24 protein-coding genes and 1 riboswitch are annotated in these 26,565 nt (G+C 26.6%); of the genes, 4 read left to right on the forward strand and 20 right to left on the reverse strand.

Features of this window, described 5'->3' with window-relative positions:
• Positions 1 to 16: 16 nt before the first annotated feature.
• The 6 genes from Q3304_RS15240 to Q3304_RS15265 all read right to left on the reverse strand — a co-directional run bounded on the left by Q3304_RS15240 (position 17) and on the right by Q3304_RS15265 (position 5,651).
• A complete protein-coding gene (locus Q3304_RS15240) occupies positions 17 to 163 on the reverse strand; it encodes a phage tail assembly chaperone (protein ID WP_407814908.1) in 147 nt (48 codons plus the stop codon).
• A gap of 710 nt (positions 164 to 873) precedes the next feature.
• Positions 874 to 1,275 carry a hypothetical protein gene (locus Q3304_RS15245; protein WP_219673933.1) on the reverse strand — a complete coding sequence of 134 codons (402 nt, stop codon included), beginning with the start codon at positions 1,273 to 1,275 and terminating at the stop codon, positions 874 to 876.
• Between the two features lie 279 nt (positions 1,276 to 1,554).
• The gene (locus Q3304_RS15250; protein WP_407814904.1) at positions 1,555 to 2,121 is read right to left on the reverse strand and encodes a hypothetical protein; all 567 of its coding nucleotides are present in this window, start codon (positions 2,119 to 2,121) and stop codon (positions 1,555 to 1,557) included.
• A 916-nt stretch (positions 2,122 to 3,037) separates the two neighbouring features.
• Complete coding sequence (locus Q3304_RS15255) at positions 3,038 to 3,910, reverse strand: MurR/RpiR family transcriptional regulator (RefSeq protein ID WP_021384902.1); 873 nt, start codon at positions 3,908 to 3,910, stop codon at positions 3,038 to 3,040.
• A 400-nt stretch (positions 3,911 to 4,310) separates the two neighbouring features.
• Complete coding sequence (locus Q3304_RS15260; protein ID WP_054276862.1) at positions 4,311 to 4,892, reverse strand: class I SAM-dependent methyltransferase; 582 nt, start codon at positions 4,890 to 4,892, stop codon at positions 4,311 to 4,313.
• A 42-nt stretch (positions 4,893 to 4,934) separates the two neighbouring features.
• On the reverse strand, positions 4,935 to 5,651 hold the full coding sequence (locus tag Q3304_RS15265; protein ID WP_074178226.1) for a pseudouridine synthase: 717 nt from the start codon (positions 5,649 to 5,651) through the stop codon (positions 4,935 to 4,937).
• A gap of 191 nt (positions 5,652 to 5,842) precedes the next feature.
• On the opposite strand from Q3304_RS15265, the gene Q3304_RS15270 reads away from it, so the two are divergent.
• Positions 5,843 to 6,928 (forward strand): AI-2E family transporter, encoded by a 1,086-nt coding sequence (locus Q3304_RS15270; protein ID WP_407814906.1) that lies wholly within the window; start codon positions 5,843 to 5,845, stop codon positions 6,926 to 6,928.
• A gap of 161 nt (positions 6,929 to 7,089) precedes the next feature.
• Here Q3304_RS15270 and Q3304_RS15275 read toward each other — a convergent pair whose 3' ends face one another.
• From Q3304_RS15275 to Q3304_RS15305, 7 genes are all read right to left on the reverse strand, one after another.
• Positions 7,090 to 7,746 (reverse strand): hypothetical protein, encoded by a 657-nt coding sequence (locus Q3304_RS15275; RefSeq protein WP_407814907.1) that lies wholly within the window; start codon positions 7,744 to 7,746, stop codon positions 7,090 to 7,092.
• A gap of 204 nt (positions 7,747 to 7,950) precedes the next feature.
• On the reverse strand, positions 7,951 to 9,243 hold the full coding sequence (lysA, locus tag Q3304_RS15280) for a diaminopimelate decarboxylase (RefSeq protein ID WP_054270507.1): 1,293 nt from the start codon (positions 9,241 to 9,243) through the stop codon (positions 7,951 to 7,953).
• Between the two features lie 17 nt (positions 9,244 to 9,260).
• Complete coding sequence (locus tag Q3304_RS15285) at positions 9,261 to 10,454, reverse strand: aspartate kinase (protein WP_054270508.1); 1,194 nt, start codon at positions 10,452 to 10,454, stop codon at positions 9,261 to 9,263.
• Positions 10,455 to 10,535: 81 nt separating this feature from the next.
• Positions 10,536 to 10,704: riboswitch (Lysine riboswitch) on the reverse strand.
• A gap of 110 nt (positions 10,705 to 10,814) precedes the next feature.
• Positions 10,815 to 11,432: a hypothetical protein gene (locus tag Q3304_RS15290; RefSeq protein ID WP_054270510.1), complete on the reverse strand. Its 618-nt coding sequence runs from the start codon at positions 11,430 to 11,432 to the stop codon at positions 10,815 to 10,817.
• Positions 11,433 to 11,602: 170 nt separating this feature from the next.
• On the reverse strand, positions 11,603 to 13,303 hold the full coding sequence (locus Q3304_RS15295) for a hypothetical protein (RefSeq protein ID WP_054270511.1): 1,701 nt from the start codon (positions 13,301 to 13,303) through the stop codon (positions 11,603 to 11,605).
• A 307-nt stretch (positions 13,304 to 13,610) separates the two neighbouring features.
• A complete protein-coding gene (locus Q3304_RS15300; RefSeq protein WP_054270512.1) occupies positions 13,611 to 14,174 on the reverse strand; it encodes a hypothetical protein in 564 nt (187 codons plus the stop codon).
• Between the two features lie 160 nt (positions 14,175 to 14,334).
• Positions 14,335 to 15,048, reverse strand: a complete 714-nt coding sequence (locus tag Q3304_RS15305; RefSeq protein WP_074178230.1) for a DUF2140 domain-containing protein — start codon at positions 15,046 to 15,048, stop codon at positions 14,335 to 14,337.
• A gap of 292 nt (positions 15,049 to 15,340) precedes the next feature.
• Here Q3304_RS15305 and Q3304_RS15310 point away from each other — a divergent pair, with 292 nt between their 5' ends.
• Complete coding sequence (locus Q3304_RS15310) at positions 15,341 to 17,005, forward strand: glutamine--tRNA ligase/YqeY domain fusion protein (RefSeq protein ID WP_054270514.1); 1,665 nt, start codon at positions 15,341 to 15,343, stop codon at positions 17,003 to 17,005.
• A 106-nt stretch (positions 17,006 to 17,111) separates the two neighbouring features.
• Here the strand turns inward: Q3304_RS15310 and Q3304_RS15315 are convergent, their stop codons facing one another.
• The 4 genes from Q3304_RS15315 to Q3304_RS15330 all read right to left on the reverse strand — a co-directional run bounded on the left by Q3304_RS15315 (position 17,112) and on the right by Q3304_RS15330 (position 20,682).
• The gene (locus Q3304_RS15315; protein WP_054276867.1) at positions 17,112 to 18,011 is read right to left on the reverse strand and encodes a YegS/Rv2252/BmrU family lipid kinase; all 900 of its coding nucleotides are present in this window, start codon (positions 18,009 to 18,011) and stop codon (positions 17,112 to 17,114) included.
• 26 nt (positions 18,012 to 18,037) lie between these two features.
• Positions 18,038 to 18,676 carry a lactate utilization protein gene (locus tag Q3304_RS15320; protein ID WP_054270516.1) on the reverse strand — a complete coding sequence of 213 codons (639 nt, stop codon included), beginning with the start codon at positions 18,674 to 18,676 and terminating at the stop codon, positions 18,038 to 18,040.
• 334 nt (positions 18,677 to 19,010) lie between these two features.
• Positions 19,011 to 20,009, reverse strand: coding sequence for a DUF4003 domain-containing protein (locus tag Q3304_RS15325; RefSeq protein WP_054270517.1), 999 nt, complete (start codon positions 20,007 to 20,009; stop codon positions 19,011 to 19,013).
• A gap of 97 nt (positions 20,010 to 20,106) precedes the next feature.
• Positions 20,107 to 20,682, reverse strand: coding sequence for a hypothetical protein (locus Q3304_RS15330; protein WP_054270518.1), 576 nt, complete (start codon positions 20,680 to 20,682; stop codon positions 20,107 to 20,109).
• Positions 20,683 to 20,999: 317 nt separating this feature from the next.
• Here Q3304_RS15330 and Q3304_RS15335 point away from each other — a divergent pair, with 317 nt between their 5' ends.
• Complete coding sequence (locus Q3304_RS15335; protein ID WP_054270519.1) at positions 21,000 to 21,263, forward strand: hypothetical protein; 264 nt, start codon at positions 21,000 to 21,002, stop codon at positions 21,261 to 21,263.
• Between the two features lie 593 nt (positions 21,264 to 21,856).
• Here Q3304_RS15335 and Q3304_RS15340 read toward each other — a convergent pair.
• A complete protein-coding gene (locus Q3304_RS15340; RefSeq protein WP_054270520.1) occupies positions 21,857 to 22,234 on the reverse strand; it encodes a BlaI/MecI/CopY family transcriptional regulator in 378 nt (125 codons plus the stop codon).
• A gap of 343 nt (positions 22,235 to 22,577) precedes the next feature.
• On the opposite strand from Q3304_RS15340, the gene Q3304_RS15345 reads away from it, so the two are divergent.
• Positions 22,578 to 23,690, forward strand: a complete 1,113-nt coding sequence (locus Q3304_RS15345) for a tyrosine-type recombinase/integrase (protein WP_407815144.1) — start codon at positions 22,578 to 22,580, stop codon at positions 23,688 to 23,690.
• A gap of 241 nt (positions 23,691 to 23,931) precedes the next feature.
• Here the strand turns inward: Q3304_RS15345 and Q3304_RS15350 are convergent, their stop codons facing one another.
• Complete coding sequence (locus tag Q3304_RS15350) at positions 23,932 to 24,408, reverse strand: hypothetical protein (protein WP_054270522.1); 477 nt, start codon at positions 24,406 to 24,408, stop codon at positions 23,932 to 23,934.
• A 311-nt stretch (positions 24,409 to 24,719) separates the two neighbouring features.
• Entirely contained in the window at positions 24,720 to 26,345 is a 1,626-nt protein-coding gene (locus Q3304_RS15355) for an ABC-F family ATP-binding cassette domain-containing protein (RefSeq protein WP_054276872.1), read from the reverse strand.
• Positions 26,346 to 26,565: the final 220 nt, after the last annotated feature.

Consider the following 26,565-nt stretch of genomic DNA (forward strand, 5'->3'; position numbering starts at 1 on the left):
CCCTGTAGCTTTCCCATTATTGCCTACAACTTTTAACCCTTTTAGGACACTTTCTTCTTAAGGTTTCGTATTCCTCAGAAGATAAAAATCTTAATTTCCATTCAACTGGTTTTCCTTCTTCATCTAAGAATCTATCATCTGCTACATATTTCACATTGTCAATCTTTGTCGTATTTCAGACTAAAAAAGCACTTGAATTACTCATATTATTTTAATCTCTTCTTATTGTATATTTTATATTGTACCTGATATTAAATTGAACTTTTTAACTAATTTCCAATACTCACATGTAAAGCCCATATCTTCATCCAAATACTCACCATTCCGTTATCCAATATTCATATTTAGCCATATAACCATCTCGTTTTTGTTTGTTTTGAGAATAAAAAAAGAGCCCTTTTTAGGACTCATACCTTTCATATATAGATGTTATTTAATCATAAAGCTATTTTCTTTTTCTATTCCTTTGCTTAAATTCTTAAGCTCTTTTCCATTTTTTCATAACAAATACATCATAAGAATCAAAACTATTATTGTTATAAGTATGGAAAATGAAGCTTTGTTTAAAACTTGTATGGATAAACTATCTATTTCAATAAACAAAGTCAATTCTGTATAAAACCATATCAACATATTATTTCTAGCATTTAAATCTACTACAGTTATATTGTCCTATATATTTATTTTTTCTATTATTATTAAATTATAGTTTCTTCTTTACTCTTCTTACCTTTTAATTTCTCGTAATAAAATAAATATTCTTTTAAATACTCTTCATCCATATTAATTTCTTCCAAAGTATAAAATTCAACTTCAAAGGTCAATACCCTTCAAAAACTATTCGACAATTACAAAATACTCAAATTTTCGCTTTTAAGAATTATTTTTTATAGAGTTTATTCCATCCAATAATACTTTAGAATCTATTTTTAAATATCTAGAATACATCCAAACAACTGGACTACGAATCCTACCTTTAGAACAAGCAATTATTATCTTTTTACTATTGTTATCACTAATAGATAGGAGTTTATCTTTTATATTTTTGCGATTTTTTATTAAACCATATAAAACAATAATTCCTGCAATAGGTTTATTCCTATGCAGAAAGTCATATTCTTTTTCATCAATAACAGAGATATTATGTTCTAATTTAGTTATACTACCATATTCTGTTGGTGTACGTACATCAACAGTTACTTCATCAACGATTTCACTATGTTTTATTAGATACTGTGGACATAATTTTTTCATGTATACATCTAAGGTTTGCATAAGTATCTCTCCTTAATTTCCTGAATAATATATTAATTTATTATACTATAAAACAAGTGTACTCTTACAGTCATTTATTAATATAAATTTATAATTATTTAAAAAATATTTTAAATATATAATAAGATTTATACAGAGATTTTACTTGAGTTTAATTGAATCTTTAAAGCATTATTTTCATAAGGTTTTATACATTCTAAATTTAAATACACAACTTCTCTTTTATTCATTTACTGCCTCCAATTCATTAAATAAAAAAAGAACACTTACCAGTGTTCTTTAATATACTTTTATTGGTATTCTAAATTCCTTTGTCTCCATATTATCAGCTGATAATACTACCTCTATGTAAACGTCTTTTTTAAGCATAACACAGTTTCTAAAATTAAATTGCTCTATTCTAAAATTTATTCCTTTATGGATTGTAGTATTATCTTTTGGATGCCATCTAAGCTCACTATTTATTTGTTCAAAGTTATTATTTTCTTCAATCTCTACTTCCATATTAATAAATTTCAAACTTAATATAGGGCTTTTTGCAACAATTGTACTTTTGTTTTCTATTACAAAATCAACTAAGTTATTACTACGAATCTTAGTATAGATACCAGGTTTATCATCTATCTTATTAGAATCAAGTCTAATATATCCATTACCATTTTCATAATAATCACCAGCTATATTATTCTCATTATTTCTTCTATATTTTAGTATCAATTTGGCTTGTTTATTAGATTCCATAAAAGCTATAATTGATATAATCAAGGCTGCTATTGATGCAAATGATGCAATTACAGAAATTATATTTATATAGTTACCAAGAAATTCATTAAACTGATTAAGCATATCTTTTTCTCCTTAAAAACATTACTTTATCTTATTATAAGTTGTATAATATTTTTTACATTTATTTTTAATTTATTACACAAACTTCTTACATAAAAAAAGACCATCTATAAAGATGATTCTCTAGACTAAGTATCTATGTTTTTGTTTATACTCTGTAACAGCATCATTTCATGCTTCTTGCTCTCTTATTCCTTTTTCTCTAGCAATTCTTTGTGCTATCTTTCTAACTAATTCAGCACTTTTTAATATTCCTATACTAACCACTTCCTTATCTCTATTTTACATTATATCATATAATAAAGAATAAAGCTAATTATTAGCCAACAGGTACTAATATTAGTTTAGATAATTTCTATTAATTCCTTAATCTTTTTATATACTTCTTTAAATTTAATAACTTCATTGTCCTCTTAATTTATTGTATAAAAAAAGAGCATCTATAAAGATAGTCTAAATCCTATGTATTTTTATTTCTCATCTTTACACCAATTCCTGTCAGTCTTACCCTTTATATAAGTTCTCACTATTTCACCACAATCTAAGCATAAGTCAAAATATGTTTTAGATACCTTAGAGGAAAATTTTGTATTGTATTCCAAACATCTTTTCCTAGAGTATTAAATTCCTCTTCTAAATATGAAAGTGGTTTCTGAAAGGTTGGGTTATACATATATAAAAATAGCTATGAATAGATATTCTCTTGTTTTAGAGGAAATGACCAAAGAAGTCTCTAACAATTTAAGCAAAACATTATTCAGATAAACAAAAAACTGACTGTCAATTAAATGTCAGTTAAACCTAAAAAAAGGAATTTGTCAGTTAAGTGTCAGTCAGTTTTTTTATAATATCTTTGTTTAAATAGGGCTAGATTTGAACATTTTAACCCTTGAAACTATTTATTAATATACAAAATTTACTCATATACAGAATATCTTTTCCAAATTTGTTCTAAATCATCAAAGTGTTGTTTAATATCTTCTTTCTCTTTCATTCCAACAGATATAGCAAGAGCATTTGAAATACTAAGTGCTGGAACTAAAGAATCTACAAATGAAGCCATATTACTTTTAACTAAAAGAGTATTATCTGCAAGTGATGCTACTGGTGCAAACAAGCTATCTGTTAATGATATTACATGTGCTCCCTTTTCCTTAGCATAATCGACAATTTGATAAGATTTTTTTGAATAACGAGGGAAACTAATTGCAACTATAACATCTTCTTCATTTATTCTTACAATTTGCTCAAAAGCATCTCCCATATCCATTCTAATTATATGAACATTGTCAAGTATTATATCTAAGTAAAAACCTAAATATTGAGCTACTACAAAAGAACTTCTCATACCAAGTATATATATCTTTCTGGCTCTTAAAAGTTTATTAGAAGCTTCTTTAAATGCTCTTTCATCAATTTCTTCTAATGTGGACCTTATATTATCTATATCACTCTTTAAAACTTTGTTTAATATTGCAAAATCATCGGAATAATCATGTGCCATTTCAACTCTTTGTACTGTAGTTAGCTTATTTTTTATGAGTTCTTGAAGTGCTGCTTGTAATTTAGGATATCCACTATAACCTAAGGCATTTGCAAATCTTACAACAGTAGACTCACTTACACCTACAGTTTCACCTAATTTACATGCAGTCATAAATGCAACTTTATCATAATTATTTAAAATATATTGTGCTATAAGTTTTTGACCTTTACTCAATCTCGTATACTGAGATTGTATATTTGATATCAAATGTTTACTGTCCTTCATTTCATTTGTTTCTTCCATTTTTTTCTCCTTTTAGTTATACAAACTATTTTGTTTTTGTTAATATTGTCTTTTTCTGTAAAAATTCTATTATTTTGTTTTTATCTCAACTTCATATTAATTTTTATTATAACTTCTTAAACTCATAAAATTCTAACTTTTCTGTACCTTATACATCACATAGTATTTTCGATTAAATTTATTATACCATCTTTCCTTGCATTTTTTAATATTTATCCAATATTTCTTTTAAATTTTTCAATTTTTACTCATTTAAAAGTTTCCTATCTTATTTTGCATATTTAAGTATATATTTTATTTTAAAAGCAAACTATCGTATGCTTATTATTTAAAGTATTTTTAAGAGGTCACAATATATATATTAACTCTTAATAGAATCTTGTCAAGTTTTTTTTAGTATTTATTGTGATTTTTTCTTTTCAATTAAAATCAATTGTGGTGGGTTATTGACTTGATTTAAAAATTTAGATTCTAAAACATTAAATTCATCCTGACTTAAATTATTGATAAGATTATATATACAATCTCTTTCCTCTTGACCTCCATCATGCCCTGTATATATAGCGATACTTATTACTCCATTTTCTTTTAACATTTTTAAACTCAACTTTATAGCTTTTAAAGTTGTATCTGGTTTGGTTATAATTGAATGTTTTGCTCTTGGAAGATATCCTAAATTAAATAAAACACATGAAACTTCTTCTTTTATATATTTATTCATATTTTCATGACCATCTAATATTAGTTTTACTCTGTCTACATAGCCTTCTTTTTCTATTTTTTTACTTGTAGACTTTATTGCTTCTTCTTGTACATCAAAGGCATATACAAACCCTTTTTCTCCAACCTTTTCAGCCAGATACATTGTATCATATCCATTTCCCATAGTAGCATCAATTACTATATCACCTTTACTTATAACCTTTTCTAAATAAAATTTATTTATATCTGTAATTTTAGTTAAATATTTTGCATATGCCATAATACTATCTCTCCCTACTGTTAACCTTATTTCATTGTTATCTTATTTTATTGACTTTAAATATTTTATTTCATCTTCTGTTAAGTATCTATATTCTCCGACTTTTATATCTTTTAATTCTATCTTACCTACAGAAATTCTTCTTAAATTTAAAACTGGATGATTTATAGCCTTACACATTTTTCTCACTTGTCTATTTCTTCCCTCATGTATAGTTATTTCACATACAGAATAATTCTTTTCTTTATTTTCTTTAGTTACTCTTATTTTAGCAGGTGCTGTTGTGTAATCTTCTATGTTTAATCCTCTTTCAAACTTTCTTATTTCATCATTACTTATAATTCCCTTCACACTTGCTACATATGTTTTGTTAACCTCATGTTTTGGGTGAGTAAGTTTATATGTTAAGTCTCCATCATTAGTAAGTATCAATAATCCACTAGTTTCATAATCTAGTCTACCTATTGGATACACTCTTTCTTTCACATCTTTAAGTATATCTATTACACTTGGTCTATTAAACTGGTCTTTCACTGTAGTTATATATCCTTCTGGCTTATTTAACACTATATATACATGCTTTTCACTTGGCTTTACTTTTTTATTATCAAATTCCACTATATCCTTATCTTCCTCAATATTAAATGATAACTCTTTTACTACATTTCCATTTACCTTTATTCTTCCTTCAAGAATAATTTCTTCTGCTTTTCTTCTAGATGCAATCCCACAAGAAGCTATATACTTATTAATTCTCATACATAATCCTTTCTTATCTTAAATTATATGTTATTTGATATTTTTATCAATGTTAATTTTGTTACATTATTATACTATACTAGACCTTGATTAAAAACAAGCTAAAAAATTATTTAATTTTCCTAAATAATTGTAATTTCTTTTCACATACTATTAATATGTAATAGCTGACTAAACACTATTTTAAGGAAGTGATTATTATTTCAAAAGAAAATGTAAAATACTATTTAATAGTCGTGTTTATTGGAATTTTATTTTTTAAATTTATTAATACTCCATCAGATTTTATATCTAGTATTGAAGGATTCTTAAAGTTTTTTGGCCCATTTTTTCTAGCTATTTTGCTTGCTTTACTTTTAAATCCATTAGTAATGCTTTTTGAAATAAGATTTAAAGCACATAGGCTTTTAGCTATTTTTATAGCTTATATATTTATAGGTCTTATTTTAGCTTTTGGAATTAGATTGTTAATTCCATCAATCGCCAATACATTAAACAGGTTAATAAGTGAAATGCCTATGTACACTGATTATATAAACAATTTTATAGAAAAAAATATGTCAAACATAGATTTTTTAAAGACTTTAGTTCCTCACATACAACATAGCTTAGATAATGTGTTAAAAGAGGCAAATGATTCCATTAGTAGAATTCCTAAAAACTTATTAGTCTATGCACTTAGTATATCTTCTATGTTATTTAATATGACAATGGGATTTATACTGTCTATATATATTATATATGACAAAGAAAAAATTGCATTGGGGTTTAAAAAATTACTATACTCTTCTACTGATAGAAACAAAGCAGATGATATTATAGAATTCTTTAGAACTACTCATGACATTTTCTATGATTATTTGATTGGTAGAATATTAGACTCTCTTATTATTGGTATAATTGCATTCTTAGGATTTCAATTTGTTATCAGAATAGAAAATGCTTTATTTTTAGCTTCAATAATATTCTTAGGTAATATAATACCGTATTTTGGTCCTTTTATTGGTGCAATACCTCCAATAGCCATGACAATCTTATATAGCCCACAAAAAACTATCTGGGTTGTTATATTCATATTTATATTACAACAACTAGATGGAAACTTTATAGAACCAAAAGTTATGGGTAATCAAGTTGGTATAGGAGCTATATGGGTAATTTCTGCAATTTTAATAGGTCAATCTCTATTTGGTTTTATAGGTGTTTTCCTTTCAGTGCCAATAGCAGCTGTTGTAAAAACTTATGTTGATAAATATATAGATAATCGGCTACAATAACTTATATTTATTGTATATACTTTTAAATTTTTAATTTCAAATTTAGTTGCTTTTTATTGAACTATTTTATAAAAAATTAGCCCTTAGCAAAAACAATTTGCTAAGAGCTAATTTTTTATAATGCATATTTTATTTATTAAAAATATATGCACATTTTATATTTATTGATTATTTGAACTTTGAGAATTTTCACCACTCTCTGCTCCACCACTAGTATCTGGAGAAGGTGGTGTTGGTGCTGGATTATTATTTGGTTTTTCTTGATTCTGAGAAGAGCTACTATTATTATCAGATTTATCATCATCTGATTTTTTACTGTTATTTTTAGAACTAGATTTATTAGTTTTACTATTTCTACTATAAGAAGTTTTTCTTGCGTCTGATTCTACTCTGTACCTATCTTCTCCTGCTGTATCTTTTGCCTTTTTCTTTCTTTGCTCTTCTGCTTCATTTTGTTCTTTTTCTAATTTAGTTAATTCTTCTTTCTTTTTAGTTGCTTCTTCTTTAATAACAGATGAACCATTTTTTATTTTCTCTATAAGCTTAAGTTCCTTAATTGCATCCTCATAATTTTTCGATTCTTCAAACTCAGTCATATTTGACATTCTCATAGCTTGCATATACATAGCCCTTGCATTTTCATTAGTATTATCTTCTTCTAATGCAGAGGACAATGATTCCATAGCTTTTTTATAGTCATGTTTTTCTAAGTATGTTTTTCCTTGCTCAGTTAAATTTATTTCATCTTTATTATTAAATGAACATCCTACAAGAAATATAGATAATATCGATATTAATAAAATTACTCTTCCTCTCATTAAACCCCTCCTTGTTATATACTTTAAATTTTATCATAATTAGGAAGTTTTTAAAATATTTTATATTTATTACAAGAAATTTGTTAGTAAAAGAAAAAAATAAGTAGATATGCTATGTATAACTACAACAAACTAAAAATTAATTTAGAGCCATATATACCTTAGTAAATCTACTTATAATAAACTTAATATTTAATTTTCATTCTATACTTCTAAAGCTAATAAATCTTCATAACTTTGTCTCTTACATATTACCTTATCATTTCCATCAAATACTGATACTACTGCTGCTCTTGGTATTTTATTATAATTTGAAGACATTGAATACCCATATGCACCTGTTGATGTCGTTATAAGTATGTCTCCACTTTTAATATCCATTATATCTATATCCCCAATCAATATATCTCCACTTTCACAACATTTTCCAGCTATTGTTACATGATTCATAGTCTCATGGTTAATTTTATTTACAATACTACACTCATAACTAGCTTGATACAGAGAAGGTCTTACATTATCTGTCATACCTCCATCTACACTTACATAAACTCTAACATCTTTTATATCTTTTATTGAACCTACTGTATACAATGTGCTTCCTGCATTTGCAACTATTGATCTTCCTGGTTCTATTACCAATATAGGTACTTCTATCCCAAGCTCTTTACATGAACTTTCCGCTTTAGCAATTATAGTCTCACAGAATTCTTTTATAGTCTTAGGCTTATCTTCTTTACTGTAATAAACCCCTACACCTCCACCTAAGTCAATTTCTGTTAACTGTATATTGAATTTTTCTTTTATCTCTTTTACTAAGTTCATCATTATGTCCACTGTATCTATGTACGGCTCTACATCAAATATTTGTGAGCCTATATGAGCATGAAGACCCACAAGTCTTATATTCTTGTATTCACTCAATTTCTCTATTGCTCTAAATAAATCTCCATTCACTAAGGCAAATCCAAATTTAGAATCTATCTGTCCAGTTTTTATATAATCGTGTGTATGAGCCTCTATTCCAGGTGTTATTCTAAAATATATTTCTTGAACTTTACCTTTTTCTTCACATAACTTTTCAATCAAATCCAATTCATAAAAATTGTCTACTACGAACTTACCTACACCTAAATCTAACCCCATATTTATTTCTTCTTTAGTCTTATTATTTCCATGGAAGAAAACTTTTTCCATAGGGAAATTTGATTTGTAGGCTGTATATAATTCGCCTCCTGAAACTACATCTAGGCACATTTGTTCTTCATTTATAAGATTACACATATAAATAGGTAAAAAAGCTTTACCTGCATAAGCAACCTTGTTTTTTCCATCTTTGGCTTTAAAATATTCTACATATTCTCTACAGTTTTGTCTTACCAAAGCTTCATCAAATACATAAAGTGGAGTTTGATATTTTTCACTAAGCTCTAAACAACTCACTCCTCCAATATATAATTCATTATCATTTACAGTCATAGTTCCATGAAGTTTCATAATATCCTCCCCAAATTTTATATATTAAATACTTCTGCTATTTTTTCTATAGCTATTTGCTTATCATCAGAATTTATAGCACATGTTATACGAATTTCTGATGTAGTTATAAGTTTTATCATTATACCATTTTCATTGAATATCTTAAATACCTTAGCAGCAACTCCAGAAGTATTTTTCATGCCAAGACCTACCAAAGAGAATTTAGTGATATTATTATCAACCACTACATGTTCTTCATCTGTGTACTTAGATACTATCTTCTTACATTCTCCTAATTCTTCTTTTGGAACTGTAAATGATACACTTATTTTATCTAAGATAGGTGCAGTCTGACTTATCATATCTACACTTATCCCTATAGTTGCTATATCTTCAAATAAACTAGATATATTTTCTGCTTTAAAATCTTTGATTGTTATAGAGCTATCGTCATCACTAGTAGCTAATCCTGTTATTACTTTATCCTCTAATTTCATATCTTTTCCCCCTCTTATATATGTTCCTTTTACTGTACCACATGTACGTCCAACATAAATTTCAACACCATATTTTTGTGCAAGTTCTATACTTCTTGAATGCATTACTTGTGCTCCTAAACTTGCTAACTCAAGCATTTCTTCATATTCAATCTCATCAAGTTTACTAGCCTTTGAATATTTTCTTGGGTCTGTAAAATAGATTCCATCAACATCTGTATATATCTCACATTTCCCATTTAATTTAACTGCAAGAGCCACAGCAGATGTGTCTGAACCACCTCTCCCAAGAGTAGTTACATCACCATCTTCATTGATTCCTTGAAATCCAGTTACTATTACGACATTTCCTTCATCTAAACTATTTTTAATTCTATTTACATTTATATCATCAATTTGAGACTTCCCATGAAGACCACTTGTTTTTATATTTAGCTGATAAGCATTATAACTTACAGCCTTACATCCAAGTGCATTTAATGCTATTGATAATAAAGAAGCTGAAATCATTTCTCCAGTAGACATCAAAGCATCCAATTCTCTTTTACTAGGTTCATTACTCAATTCTTTAGCCAACTTTATATATTCATCAGTGGATTTACCCATGGCAGACACAACTATTACCATTTGTGGATTTTCTTTTCTTCGTTCTATTATGTTTTCTGCAATTGATTTTATTTTATCAGTATCTGCCACCGAACTTCCACCATATTTTTGAACAATTATACTCATGCTTTTTCCCCCTCAAGTTAAATTTTGATAAATAAAAACGCCCAAAGGTATACTTTGGACGTGTAAATCTCATAGACCAAGTAACCTTGTAGCTCATCACTTTAAAAGTGACAGCCTTATACATATTCTGCATAAGTCCAGAAAATCCATCCGTCAACAAATTTTCTTCGGCTATAGACCCTTTCATCAATCATCAACACTTACCAGCTCCTATTGAATACTATTGAATATAGCTACCTCTACCCTAGGCTCATTATTTTTAATTAATTTATTAATATAGTTTTATCACATTCTATATAATATTGCAACAATTATTTTACAAAATGTGGCAAATCTATAATTCTCTTTTTTAAAATTAGGTTATATACAATTAAATAGTTTATTTAATCCTAAATCTATAAAATTTATACTATACTCACTATCATATCTCTCTAAATCATTTAATTCAGATAGATTATCTGGTGTAACTACCAAAACGTTTGGCACTTTAAAAAATGGAATTGTAGATTTATCTATCTTTCTAGAAAGATTTTCATATTTAGAAATATCTATTTCATTATTTAAATCAACATCTACTAGAACCTGTTTTATATTACCAAATTGGTCTGTATATTCAATAAATAAATCATATTTCATATCATCCACACTAACATTTCGGTAGAATCTTTTTACATCACAACCTGCAGTATTGATTCTAACAACTAATTCTGACCCTACTAGAGCCTTTATTAAATCATCTCCCTTAAAAAGTTTACTACCATTCAAATAGTATACGTATGAGAGGTCTTTGTAATTATAATAATCCACATCACAAGGATATTTTTTAAGTGTATACTCACTACACATTTTTCTCAAGGTTTTTTTAAAGTTTTTTTTATTATATCTCTTTTGGTCTCCATAAATTTTTCTAAATTGAGCTTCTGTAACACATCTAACCCTGCTAATTAAAAGCAATATCTCTTTTTCCATATTAGTCATAGTACATTCTCCTTGAAGTATTATTTGCAAAGTTGTACTAATATTATATTAATTTTATGACATTAAATTTACAAAGAATTAAAATAAAATAGCTAGTTTTTATAAAAATAAATTTTATAAAAACTAGCTATTAATATATTAAATACTATTTTCGATTTTTTTAAGTTAAACTATACATTATCTTGATTCTCAGAACCTTGAGAGTTTGTATTTTCGTCAGTTCCTGTTCCCTCTTTTGCTTTTTTATCTTCAAAGTTTGCAATATTTAGGTTATCAAATTCTGACATTTCAATTACACCAGATAATTCTTTTGAATATGATATTTTGACTTTATCTCCAACTTGAGTCAATGGCAATTCACTAGATACTTTTGAAGTAGCTTTGAATATTATCTCTTTATTTGAATCTAAAGTCACATAATAATTAGTATTTCCACCTCGTACATCTGGACTTATTCTTGTCACTGTACCTTCTATGACTTCATCTTTTAAATCATTATCCAGTTTTAAATCATTACCCTTAGATTCTAATGAATCTTTATAGTTTCTCAATGCTTCGTTTTTATCTTCACCTAAACCAAGCACATTATAATCTTCAACAGATACAAATGCAACTCTCTTTACAAGACCAGCCTTATCTTTTAACGATGATACATATGTTGGTTGACCTAATATATTATACATTACAGGGAATGTTGCTTCATAATTCTTTTCTTGAACATTACCTTCAGCTGATTTCATTGCAGCTGTCTCAGTGGCTCCTGGTTGTTTATATAATTTAGCTTCTTTTGTTCTAGAGTCAACTAACATAAATCCAATTGTAGATTCATCTCCTCCTGAAGATGTTATACCTGTATACCAATAAGACCTATTATCATTTCCATAAACTAATGATGTTCCTTCTGTTGGCACTAGTACTCCTTTTTCTGATATAACAGAATTTAAAAATCCATTAACATAAACTCCCCAGTCTTTAATCTGGTCTGTTATAAATTCTTGTGGCTGGATTCTATCCACCCATTTAGGTGTATTTTTAACATTGTAAACATTTATTTTTCCAGTTTCTGCATCAACAGTAGCTATTCCTGTAGCATTTGCTCCTCCATAACCAATTTTATGCTCATATAAACTTACAACCCAATAAGGTTTACCTTCATCATTTATTTCAAGGGTAAAATCTGTCATACCAACATTTACCACACCATGTATGTATAAATGTCTCTGTAAATCTTGATGCAAGTAAGCTTCTGGTTGATATACTATCTTTATTGGTTTTCCATCTATTTCTTGAACTAATTGAACATCTTGAGGGTTACTTGCAGATACTTTTACATAACCACTTGAACCACTTAAAGATGTTACCCACTTAATTATGTCTCTATGAACAAGAGGTGCAACCCAGTACAATTCTCCATCCACATTTTGTATATGGAATTTTCCTAATTTTGACACACTACCTATAGCTGGAACTTCTCCAAGCTTTTTATCTCCCAATTTCATAGCCATATCTTCATCTACAAGACGAATGTCATTTACACTGACAGGACTAATGTCGTCAGTAAATTTACTTTCAGTTACTTTTCCTAATAATTCTTTATATGCCTTTGCATGAAACACAGGTGTAGAAGCTATAAAAGGTACAACTACAATATACACAAGTAAAGCTATTGCTATTGAAAAATTATATTTAGCAAGTTTAGATGTTCTTTCATTTCTATCTAACATCATATCTAGTATTCCTGCCACAACAAAGAAAATTATTCCTACTGAAAATAAAGATGTGAAATCTAATCTAAGTACAGGTAATTTAATAAATGCATAAATTGCTACAATTATTATTGCAACTCCATATGTTTTAAGATATCGTTTCATTTAATACTCCTCTCTACAAAATGTTATTATTACTATTATATCCATATATTTACAAAAAATAAATATTTATCATATTTATTTATGTGTTAAGATATCTTTATACATTTATATAAATATTTTATTCAATTATATCTTATCTATATACCCCAAAAATACTGTAAAAATACAAATAATCACTAAAATTTAAAAACTGAAGAAAGTGTTCTAACTAAGATTTACGAATTCTTAATCCTCTCGAAGTTAAACTACTATCTTCAGCCTAATTATCTAGCAATAGTTTTTATATGATAAACTCTAAAATAAATTTTTAGATGTTTGCGATTTTTGATACATAAGAATGTTGTCTAGAATTATATTCTGATAATAAACCTTCATATTCTAAGGTTAAACCAGGTAAATTATAAAAATCATTTGGTGTTACTTCAAATGATTGTTTATTTAAAATGTCTATTTCACTTTTTTCTAACATATCAGCAACAAAGTTTGAACATACATATTTATATTCAGATTGTCTATGAATATTCATTGGCAAATATATTAATGCCATTATATCATAATAGTAATCTTCTCTATAATCACTAATTAATTTTATATTTTTAAATAGATTTTCATATTGTAAATTATCTACTTCTAATGAATATACTCTACACACAGTATTTTTTCTTATAGCATATAATCCTTGATTTATATTTTCTTCAACAAATCCCCCAATAAACGGATTTCTCGGATTTAATCTCCCAAAAGAATACATTGGCTTTAAATTTTCATTTAGTGATATTGACACATGTGTATACAGTTTTTTACTTATATTCCTTATTAAGTAAGATAATAAAGTTCCTGTATATGTTGTTACAATATAGACTTTATTCATCATTTCCCCCCAATCTAGTAACTAAATAATATTACATATTTACAACTTAATATCATAAAACATTCTAACACAATAAATGTTATTTTACAAATTTTGATTTTAAAGTACTCCAATATTGTATGAAATATAATAAAAATATAAATATAAGTTTTCTATATTTTTAACCAACAGCTGTTTTCTTTAAATTAATCAAATGATTTAGTATATCCTGAGCCTTTCCAGAATCCTTCAAATATCCTAATGCCCCATTTATTTGTGACTTCAAATCTATTTCTACTTCCATATCCAAATCAATATTTCCTTTTTTTATAGATATATTTTTAAGAGTTACTGGATAAAGATAACTTTTCTCTAAAGTAACCTTATTTCCATTAACTTCAAATGGAACTTTTTTATTATAGTTACTTAGTATTTTCTCTAACATCTTATCACTTATCTTGAATTTACCAAGTTTTACATTTTCAAGGCTTACAATTAGATTCTCTCCTTTTAAAGTAGGTCTCAATTCAAGTTCATATTGGCTATTTATTAATCCAAATACCTTATATGGCCCTGCCACTTTTATTTTTCCATCTTTCATTTCAACAAAATTATTTTCAAGCTCTTTAATCCCATGCTTATGCATTAATGTATATATTAAATTTCTAAACTCATCCTCTGAAACAGACACTTTCCCAACCATTCTAAGTGGATTTTTTACTACTTCCATGGAATTTATATATGAACCTTTTGATAAGTATTCTTCATCTATAATTTCATTATTTTGTGAACTGACATCATATCTTTCTTTTGGTGTTAAAGTGTATACAACAATTCCTGTAAACACTAGAACAATAACAATTAAACTCAATAAAATTTTTGCAACCTTTCCCATAATCGTCTCCTTTACAAATCTGTCAACAGATTTAAAATAAATTTAGATAACTAACTTCACATAATATTCTTAACAATATACATATTATAATACAGCCTTTTAAGGATTAATTCAACAAATCTCATTTTTTGTAAATAAACTGTAAAAAACATGTTTTTAGTATAAAAGTTAATATTTTGCATAATACTCTTAATTACACCTTTATTTTTTTCTAATCTTGGATTAAAATTAATATTATGCAATACAGTGTAGTGTCCTGTATTATAAGCAAATTAAATAGGAGGTATAAAATATGTCAAATGAAACGAACTCATCTAACTTTATAAAAAATATTATTATAAATGACCTAGAAACAGGAAAACACGACAGTATAATAACTCGTTTTCCACCTGAGCCAAACGGATATTTACATATTGGTCATGCAAAAAGTATATGTCTTAACTTTGGACTAGCTAAGGAGTTTAACGGAAAAGCTAATTTAAGATTTGATGATACAAATCCATTAAAAGAAGATGTTGAATATGTAGAATCTATAAAAGAAGATGTTAAGTGGTTAGGGTTTGATTGGAACGAGTTAAATTTTGCATCTAACTACTTTGATGAAATGTACAAGAGAGCTTTAATATTAATAAAAAAAGGTAAGGCTTATGTATGTGACTTGACACAAGAAGAAATGAGAGAATATCGTGGTACTTTAACTGAGCCTGGAAAAGAAAGTCCTTATAGAAATAGGTCTATTGAAGAAAACCTTGATTTATTTGAAAGAATGAAAAATGGTGAATTTAAAGATGGTGAAAAAACATTAAGAGCTAAAATAGATATGTGTTCTCCAAATATAAACCTTAGAGACCCAATTATATATAGAATATCTCATTCAACACATCACAACACAGGAGATAAATGGTGCATATATCCTATGTATGCTTTTGCTCATCCAATTGAAGATGCAATTGAAGGGATAACTCACTCTATATGTACTCTAGAATTTGAAGACCAAAGACCGCTTTATGATTGGTTTGTCAAAGAGTGTGAAATGGAAAATGTACCTAGACAAATAGAATTTGCTAGACTTAATATAAACAATACTGTTATGAGTAAAAGAAAATTAAAACAACTTGTAGATGAAGGTGTTGTTGATGGTTGGGATGACCCTCGTGTTCCTACAATATCTGGTATCAGGCGTAAGGGATATACTGCAGAAGCATTACGCAATTTCTGTAGTGAAATAGGGGTATCAAAAGTTAACTCTACAGTAGATAGCCAAATGCTTGATTATTTCCTAAGGGAAAATCTACAACCAAAAGCACCTCTTGCTATGGGAATTTTAAGACCTTTAAAACTAGTTATAACTAATTACCCAGAAGATAAAATTGAAATGCTTGAAATAGAAAATAATGCTAAAGATGAATCTCAAGGAAAGAGATTAGTTCCTTTTTCTAGAGAGCTATATATAGAGCAGGATGATTTTATGGAAGAACCTGTTAAGAAATATTTCAGATTTTTCCCAGGAAATGAAGTTCGTTTAAAAGGTGCTTATTTCGTAAAATGTACTGATGTAATTAAGGATGAAAATGGAAATGTTATTGAAATACATGGAACTTATGACCCTGAAACTAAGAGTGGTTCTGGCTTTACAGGTCGTAAGGTAAAATCTACAATACATTGGGTGGATGCTAAATCTGCTATACCATGTGAATTTAGATTATTTGAGCCATTAATTCTTGATGATGTTCCTGAAAATGAAGGCAAACATTTCCTAGAACAAATAAACCCTAATTCATTAGAAATATTACAAGGTTTTGTTGAACCTACACAAGTAAAAAATGCTAAACCTTTTGATAAATTCCAATTTGTTAGAAATGGATTCTTTAGTATAGATAACAAGTATACAACTGATGAAAAACTTGTATTTAATAGAATAGTTCCTCTAAAAAGTTCTTTTAAACCAGCTAAATAATCCTACAATAAAAAAATGAAGACTTAAAATATAAATTACTTCTACTATATATAACTTTAGTTAGAAGTAATTTTTTATTTGAGTCTTCACAATTTACTCTAGATTATTAACTTTTTTCACTACTAATTCCCATCACCTCTATCCCATCTTTTATACATTCTATGCTAAGAGGAAAATCTGGACCCTTTTCTCCATCAATATCCGTTATAAGGGAATCTTCACATTCTATATATACTTTTTTGGTTTTAAAGTAAAGTATTTCATTTCCATTATACTGATCTAAGTAATCACCTCTAAGTACACTTATCAAAACTGGTATTGATTTTGGAATTGGCATTCCTTTAAAAATAATTACATCCAAATAACCATCATCTATTTCAGCTTTGTATGCTAGATTTATATTTCCTGCTGTTTTGCCATTAAAAATCAACATAAGATACATATCTCCATCATAATACATTTCTTCAGAAGATACTTTTATCTTAAACTTCCTCATATACAATGCTTCTTCTATTCCCTTTATATAATAAGAAATTCTTCCAAATGAATTTTTTAAGTCTGTGTTTATCCTTTGTGATACATCTGTAAACATACCAGCACTTGCCACATTTATAAAGTACTTATTATTAACTTTCCCTATGTCTATTTTTCTCGGCTTTAAATTTATGATTTTCTTTATAGCTTCTTTTATATCGAATGAAATTTGAAGAGCATTTGAAAAATCATTTGCAGTTCCTGTAGGTAAAATTCCAACTGGGATTCTTATGTCTAATTCTTTCATTGCATTTACCACTAAATCTATGGTACCATCACCACCTGCTATTAGTATATGATCATAAGAACTATCCACTTCCTTAAATGCATTCTTTACAGGTTCTTTAATATTCAATCTATAGGGTATCAATAAATAATTTCTCTCCTGATATAATTCTATAATTGTGTCCAAATTTGATAATATCTTTTTTTCACCTGAATTAGGATTGTATATAAGTTTTACTTTTTTCATTATTTCTCCCTACTTATTTTATTCTTTTAATATCCAAAATCTTCGTTTAAGAAAATTACATGTATTCTTTCTGGTGCTAATTGTCTCTTTATAAGTGTATAATTACAACATATTCTTCCTGGGCTTGAACAATCTATACATATGCCAGTAGTCTTACATCCAGTATTTGTATTTAATCTTTTGCAATTAGCTGGAGCAGCTATCGTTTTTGTTCTTTTTATAGCTTCATCTACATCCTTAACTATTTTATTTACTCCTGCTATAACTATTACTTTGTCAGGTCCATATATCATAGCAGCTACTCTATTTCCATTTCCATCTACATTGTAAAGCTCTCCATTCTCTGTTATTGCATTAGTACTTGTAAAATAAGCATCTGCAGAAAAAGATTTTCTATATATTTCCTTCATTTCTTCTGGTTTAATGTCTTTTGCATATCTATCAAGAAAATCATACTTTTCTCTTATAAAATCAATTACCCCTGTTTCAAATAAGGTCATAGATCCTCCACATCCTACTAGAGAACCTGCTTTAACTATTTCTTCAATTTTTTTTAGAAGCTCTTCTTTATTATTTACTAAATGCCCTCTCATATTATTATTTTCTAGAGATTTTATCGTTTTTTCTATTCTTTTTTCATTAAGCCAATTTAGATTTTGATCCATTTTAACTTCCCCCTTGTTTGTAATAGTATCAATTAGTTATAAATTTTATTTTCTTTATAAGTTTATTTTAGTACATCTAAAAAAAAATACAATATAAACTTGAATAAGTTTTACATAAATTTATTCAAATTTATAATCAAAAAAGGAAAGCAGATACATTTCTTCCACTTTCCCTATATTGTATGTAGTATTATATATTTATTAAAATCTATATATTAATTATATGTTTCATATCATCAAATATCACAATTAGTTTAAAAGTAATATTATATTCTTTTTTAAACATATAAATTGTATTATTAAATTTACAATCTTCAACTCCAACAATATTTTATTAATTTGATGAAGAAGATGCTATAGCTGCACTTGTTGCTGCCATTACACATGCAATTTGTATAGCAACAACAATATTTAAAAATATATTATTAGTTATAGAGTCTATGTTGTTCTCAGTTTGTATAGAATCTGCATAAATAGAAGCTACAATAGCAGAACTAATCATCACTCTATTACTTTTTCCTAAAGACCAATTTCCAAAACCTTTTTCTTCTTTAAGTTTATTTGATACATTTTTTATCTTTTCTATTATTTCATCTTCTCTATAATCTAATAATGAAATTGCTCCTATTATTGGATATCCATAATAATTCATTTTACAATCATTTTCTTTAAATGCTTTTTTAAGTTCAATAGTTTTTTTACATTTAACCATACTTCTATCATCACTAAATAAAAGAATTTGAGATAATGCTTGTAAATCATTTCCTTTATAAAAACCATTTTTATTTAGAAATTCGTAACATTGTTCTATATACTCCAAATCTTCTTCTAAATTTTTTGAATGAATTGCAATAAGTGCTATATTACAATAGTCATCACTAGACGTTAAAAATGGATGTTTTTTTCTCATATATTCATATATTGTTTTCATCTTTGATATACATGTAACATAATCCATTTTTTCTCTATTCTCGTAGACTATTGATGCTGTAAGTGGTAAATATGTATCGCCCCAAAACTTTTCATTTTTAAGTTCCTTATATATTTCCAAAATCATCTTAAAACTACTTTCTGGATTTGATTCAAACGAAAGTAGTGTTGCCATATAAAATATATTATATCCTCTAAAATTAGAGAATAATCCAGTATTCTTTTTAATAAGCTCTATTCTCTCTTCTACTAATCTAGGGCTTATTCTTTTATTCTTAAGGGTAAATGCAAGTGCACAACTATGTTGGATTAACCCCATTTGCCAAGAACCTTTAACCTCATTTAATGCCTTATAATTTTCTACTAATAAGTTTGCTTTTCCATTTATAAAAGATTCTTCCATATTGTCCTCCCAGTAATATATTTCATTGTATTAATAGTTTTATATTCATTATATATTTATTAAGCGATACAATCAACACATATTACTTTAAGAAGCATCATTCTTCAACAATAATGTAGCCTTTTTTATAATGTCTTCCCATATTATTAACTCTATCATAGTACTCTGATTCACTTTCATTACTCCATTTGGGCACAAATACATCTATTGCATTAGAATTACTAAAATACTTACTAGACCCCCTATCCATAACAGTTTTTAATTTCCCATCTACAATAATCTTAGTTCCAAAACTCAAGTGATTATTTGCCACAAAACCATCTTCTAAATCATCTCCTGTAGCTGTTATAGCTCCATATCCATTTTCTTGGTTAAGACTTGTATAATAACTTACTTCAAAAGTTATGGGTACTAACTTTTTTATTTTAATTCCTAACTGATTCTGTAGCTTCTCTTTTTGTACTTTTAACTTATACTCATCACTATTTTTATAGTCTTTCATACCTTGATTATATTTGGAATTAAAGCTTTTACCAGACTTTACTATAGTATCAATATTTACTATAGATTCTTTACAATGATCTGCATCTATTTTCGTTTCTCCATTTACCAATAATGGACTTAAACATACACTACATACAACACATGTAATCAATGCTTCTTTAAGCTTCATAAATTCCCCCCTTATTATTTTGATATATTAGCATATTTAATATTATATGTCTACATTTAGATTTAAATACCACACCCATTTGCTTTAAGAAGTTGTCTTCTATTTAATTCACCTTAACTCCTTATAAATCCTCTATCTTAGGTTTATATAGAATAGAGCTTTTATGCTTAAATATATTTTATTAATCTTTTAATACCTAAAATCAGTTTTATTTAATGATTCTATTTTTTAGAATTTAAGAATTAAAATTCTATAATTTTAAAACATATTGATTTTATTTTTTTGAGATGATATAATTTTTTTAAGAGGTGAATAATATGATAAAAAATACAAAACAAATTACAGTAGAAGTTAATGAAATTCTAGTACAAGAAATATCTAAGATAACTAATGATGAAAATAAGATTTTGACAGATTTGATAAATGAATCAATTGTAAACTATATTCTTGAAAATAAGAAAGATAACATTGAAAATAAAGATTTAGAGGAAGTGATTAACTTTTATAAAAAAGAAAATACTGAAAAACAAAAGAGTACAGCAAGAGCTATTGCTGAAGCAAAAACGCACACTTTATATTAAATAAATAAAAAAGTTCCTAAAACTAGGAACTTTTTATTTTAACAATTTCTAATATGTATCTAAATATTTATCTCAAATTTATAAATATAAATATATTTAATATAACCCAATATATACTTTAAGCTCTATAAGTAATTAAAATAAAAATAAAATTATACCTTTTATATATCTAAAACAATTAATTTACACAATTAATGAACAAAACTTCTGACTTATAAATTAATACCTAGTATCAAGTTATGCTAATATTAACTATAAGTCTAGTATAAAATTAAGTTCTAATAGGTTTGATTTTACACCAAACTTATCAAATTAACATTGTAATAACAAAATAAAAATACTTCTAAAAAATTATACTTTTCACATAACACTTTACATTATATTCATTTAACTGATTATTATAAAAACTATTTATTTTATGACAATTAAATTCATATCAAAAGCAGACAAAATATATAAATTCTGTCATGACATTATCAACCCATTTATTTTTATATATTCAAATATATAAAATATGTAATTTACTTAAAATTATGTAATCTTATTTTTAATAAAAATATATACCCAAAATTATTATAATTAACTACATTAAATTATTCATCTTTTTTAATATTTTTAACCCATTCTTCAACAGAATTTAATTCATCCTCATTTACCCCCTTTTTGAACAATGATTTCATAAAGCTTTCAATAGAACTACCATGCATATTATCTAGAAAAGTTTTTGTTTCAAAATGCAAATACTCTTCTTCACCAATAAGAACTGTATAGTGTGTATGTCTATCAATTTTTCTTGCACTTAAGAATTTCTTATTTACTAATCTTGATAAAAGTGTTAATGTTGTAGTTTGTTTCCAATCATATAGTTTTTCCATAGCTTCAATGACATCTTTTGATGTTACTGTAAAATCTGAACTCCAAATAAATTTCATGACTTTTAATTCTGCTGGTGGTATCTTAGTAATAGTCATATGATTTTACACTCCTCTCAAACTTATATATAATTAAATACTATATTAATAGACTTTTAGAGTCAAAGGTTTTATTTAAAATATTCAATCCAATTTTATTAATATAAAAAATTTATATTTTCAGTATAAATCAAACATATAATCTATTAATATAAAAATTAAATATCTTTTCTCTATAAGTATAACAGATTATTAAATTAAAATTCTAATATTTGACATAATATATACATTTTATAATAAATATACATGATATTTTATAATAAATGTAACTTTATTTCAGAAACTATTTTTGAGTATATATATGTTATAATAAATGTATAAAATTTTGATTGGTGGGTTATATATGAATGCATTTATTAGAAAAAGAAATAAGAACTATATTGTTTACCTTGAATTTGCAGATGAAGATACTGGCAAAAGGAAGCAAAAAAATATGGGTACCTTTGATAAAAAAAGAGAAGCAAGTAAAAGACTAAATGAGGTAAAGGAAAGCTTATATAAAGATGGTTTCTTAGTTCCAAATGAGATTACCGTTTCAGAATTTATGTTAGATTTTCTAAATAAATACAACGAAAATATTTCATTAGCTACATACAATAATTACGTTGGTATTTGTAAAAATTACATTAATCCATCTATTGGTAAATATAAAATACAAGACTTACATCCTATTCACATACAAAATTACATAGATAATCTATCTTATAAATTAAATCCTCAATCAATTAAGATTCATATAAATATATTGAAACTTGCAATAAGGAGAGCTTATAGACTCAAATTGATAAAAGAAAATATTATGGATAATATAGAGACTCCAAGATATAAAAAATTTAAAAGTGAAATTTATGATAGAGAACAAATGATAAAATTATTAGATTTAGCAAAAGATACAGATATGGAGTTACCTATTAATTTGGCAATTGGATTGGGTCTGAGAATTTCAGAGGTTTTAGGTCTGACTTGGGACAATATTGATTTTGAAGAAAATACAATAACAGTAAACAAGATAACATCTCGAATTAATGGTTCTGTAATTCTTAAAGAACCAAAGACAGAAAACTCTGTTAGAAAAATATCAGCTCCAAAAGAATTAATATCTTTGTTAAGAGAGCATAAAATAAAGCAAAATAAAAATTTATTAAAATCTTCTACTAGAAATAATAGTAATTTGTTATTTTTTAATAAGAAGTGTGAACCTATTGCTGAAGATGCTATGAGTAAAAGATTTAAAAGATTTTTAGAAAAAAATGATTTACCTCATATTAGATTCCATGATTTAAGACATTCACATGTTACTTTACTTATAAATTCTAAGGTACCTATAAAAGTTATATCTGAAAGAGTTGGACATTCAAACATAAATACTACCTTAAGTGTTTATTCTCACGTCCTTAAAGAAATGGATAAAGAAGCTTCTGATAAAATTTCTGAAAGTTTATTTAATGCTAATTAAGATTAAATTAGCTTAGTCTATTGAGATAGATTCATTAAAATATCAATTGATGAACTAATACAAGTTTTATTGTCTTCATTTTTATAATATTAAATGTATCTATCTCTAATTGACAACATCTAAATAATTTTTTTGTTTCACTTTATTAAAATTATCAATAATACTTTTTCTATAAAAGTTTATATTTTTGTAACAAAAAATATACTTTCTTATAAAAGATGTCTTTTAAAATACTATTTTATTATATGCTAGTTAACATTGGAATATCTAGCATCTTCTTCATTACATCATCTACCTTTTTCGCTTTGTATTCATTATGTCCAGTTAAATATCCTTTTTCATAAGCATTTTTTAAAATCTCTTTTTCATATGTATTATCAGGTTTGAATCCTGTAAGACCTAAATTATAATTTCCCTTGCACCCATCTTTATAACCTTTATTATACCCTTTTTCTGCAACATAATTTTTATGATTTTTTCCATTATGTACTGAAGATGTTGTTGCTTCATAATTTCCTTCTATACTGGCATAAGGACATGCTCCATTATTATGTAGGTGTGCTGAATGTCCTCCGCAATAATAATGTCTTAATTCAGCTTTATTTTTGTTATGATGATTTCCTGATGAACTATGTCCTCCTGAGTGAGCATATGAAAAATTACCTACACTAATCATGGCTAAACTCATTACTATAGTTACTAATTTTTTTTTAAACATAATATATCCCCCCTAAAACATTTTTTATTTTTATTATAGCATCTACTATAGTATATTTAAACTCTTAAGATACAAAGAAATACATTATTCTAATAACAAACACAATTTATAATCCATTTAGATATATTTAATTGAGTTCATACTTCTCTTTCTGACATTATACTTTTATTGTTTCATATATTTTAATAACATAAAAAACCTCCTAATATTTGATTAAAAACTTACACACTTGTACATAGCATGTTCTCAAATATTAAAAGGTTTTATACTGACAATTAAATTTGTAAAATGATAATATTTACATTAATAATTTATTTACTTTTTCCATACATTTTAGCTAATTGTTCTTGTATTTCTTTACTTTCTAAATACTCATCAAAGTCCATCTTTCTATCCATTATTCCATTTGGAGTTATCTCTATAATTCTATTTGCTATAGTAGATATAAACTCATGGTCATGAGAAGTAAATAAAAGCACTCCAGGGAACTTCTCAAGTCCTTTGTTAACAGAAGTTATACTTTCTAGGTCTAAGTGGTTAGTAGGGTCATCTAGAACAAGTACGTTTGCATTTGAAAGCATTAGCTTACTAAGCATGCATCTAACTTTTTCTCCTCCAGATATAACTTGAGCTTCTTTTAAAGCTTCTTCTCCAGAGAATAACATTCTACCTAAAAATCCTCTTATAAAGCTCTCACTTTTTTCTTCAGAGAATTGTCTAAGCCAGTCAACTAAAGAATATTCTACTCCATCAAAAAACTTATTATGATTCTTTGGAAGATAATCTTGAGAAGTAGTTACTCCCCACTTATACTCTCCACTATCTGGTTCAAGTTCTCCCATAACTATATTTAAAAGAGCAGTAGTAGCTATTTCATCACCCATAAATACTACTTTGTCATCTCTATCCAATCTAAATGATACATCATCAAGAACTTTTACTCCATCTATAGTTTTAGTCAAATTGTGTACTTCTAAAACTTCATTACCAATTTCTCTAGCAGGTGTAAACCCTACATATGGATATCTTCTTCTTGATGGTTGTATATCTTCAACTTCTAATTTATCCAATTGTTTCTTTCTTGATGTAGCTTGCTTAGCCTTTGAAGCATTAGAGCTAAATCTAGCTATGAATTCCTTTAATTGAGCTATCTTTTCTTCAGTCTTTTTATTTTGGTCCTTAGCAAGTTGTAAAGCTAATTGACTTGATTCATACCAGAAGTCATAGTTTCCAACATACATTTGTATTTTACCAAAATCTACATCAACTATATTAGTACATATTTGATTTAAGAAATGTCTATCATGCGATACTATTATAACTATAGACTCTTCTAAATCCATAATAAAATTATTTAACCAGTTTATTGATTTAAAATCTAAGTGGTTAGTAGGCTCGTCCATTAATAGTATTTCAGGCTTACCAAAAAGTGATTGTGCTAACAATACCTTAACCTTTTCCCCACCAACTAATTCTTTCATTTGCTTGTAATGCATCTCTTTAGTTATACCAAGACCCATAAGTATTTTCTCAGCATTAGTTTCTGCATCCCATCCATCAAGTTCCGCAAACTCTCCCTCAAGTTCAGCAGCTTTGATTCCATCTTCTTCATTGAAATCTTCCTTCATATATAAGGCATCTTTTTCTTTCATTATGTTCCAAAGTCTCTCATGCCCTCTTATGACAACATTTAACACAGTTTCTTCTTCATATTCGAAGTGGTCCTGTTTTAAAACTGACATTCTTTCTTTATCAGTTATAGATATACTACCTGTATTTGGCTCTATCTCTCCTGATAATATTTTTAAAAAAGTAGATTTTCCCGCACCATTGGCTCCTATTATTCCGTAGCAATTCCCTTTAGTGAATTTTAAGTTAACATCTTTAAATAATTCCTTATCACCAAATCTAAGTCCAACACCTGTAACTTGTAACATTAATATATTTTCCTTTCTTTTTGCTCATAATTTATTTTATCATAAAATTTTGATAACACTTTTATTATCTATTATCACTTAAACCGTATATTTTTTATACTAAGTTAGTGAAATATTTATTTAAGGTATACTACAAGTTGTAAATTTATAAAAATTAACAATCTATTATATTATACTTATAAAGAAATTAAATTGCAACTTTATTCATTCTTTTACATAC

The sequence above is a fragment of the Clostridioides sp. GD02377 genome (assembly GCF_045899875.1).
In the GTDB taxonomy this organism is placed as follows: Bacteria; Bacillota; Clostridia; order Peptostreptococcales; family Peptostreptococcaceae; genus Clostridioides; species Clostridioides difficile_A.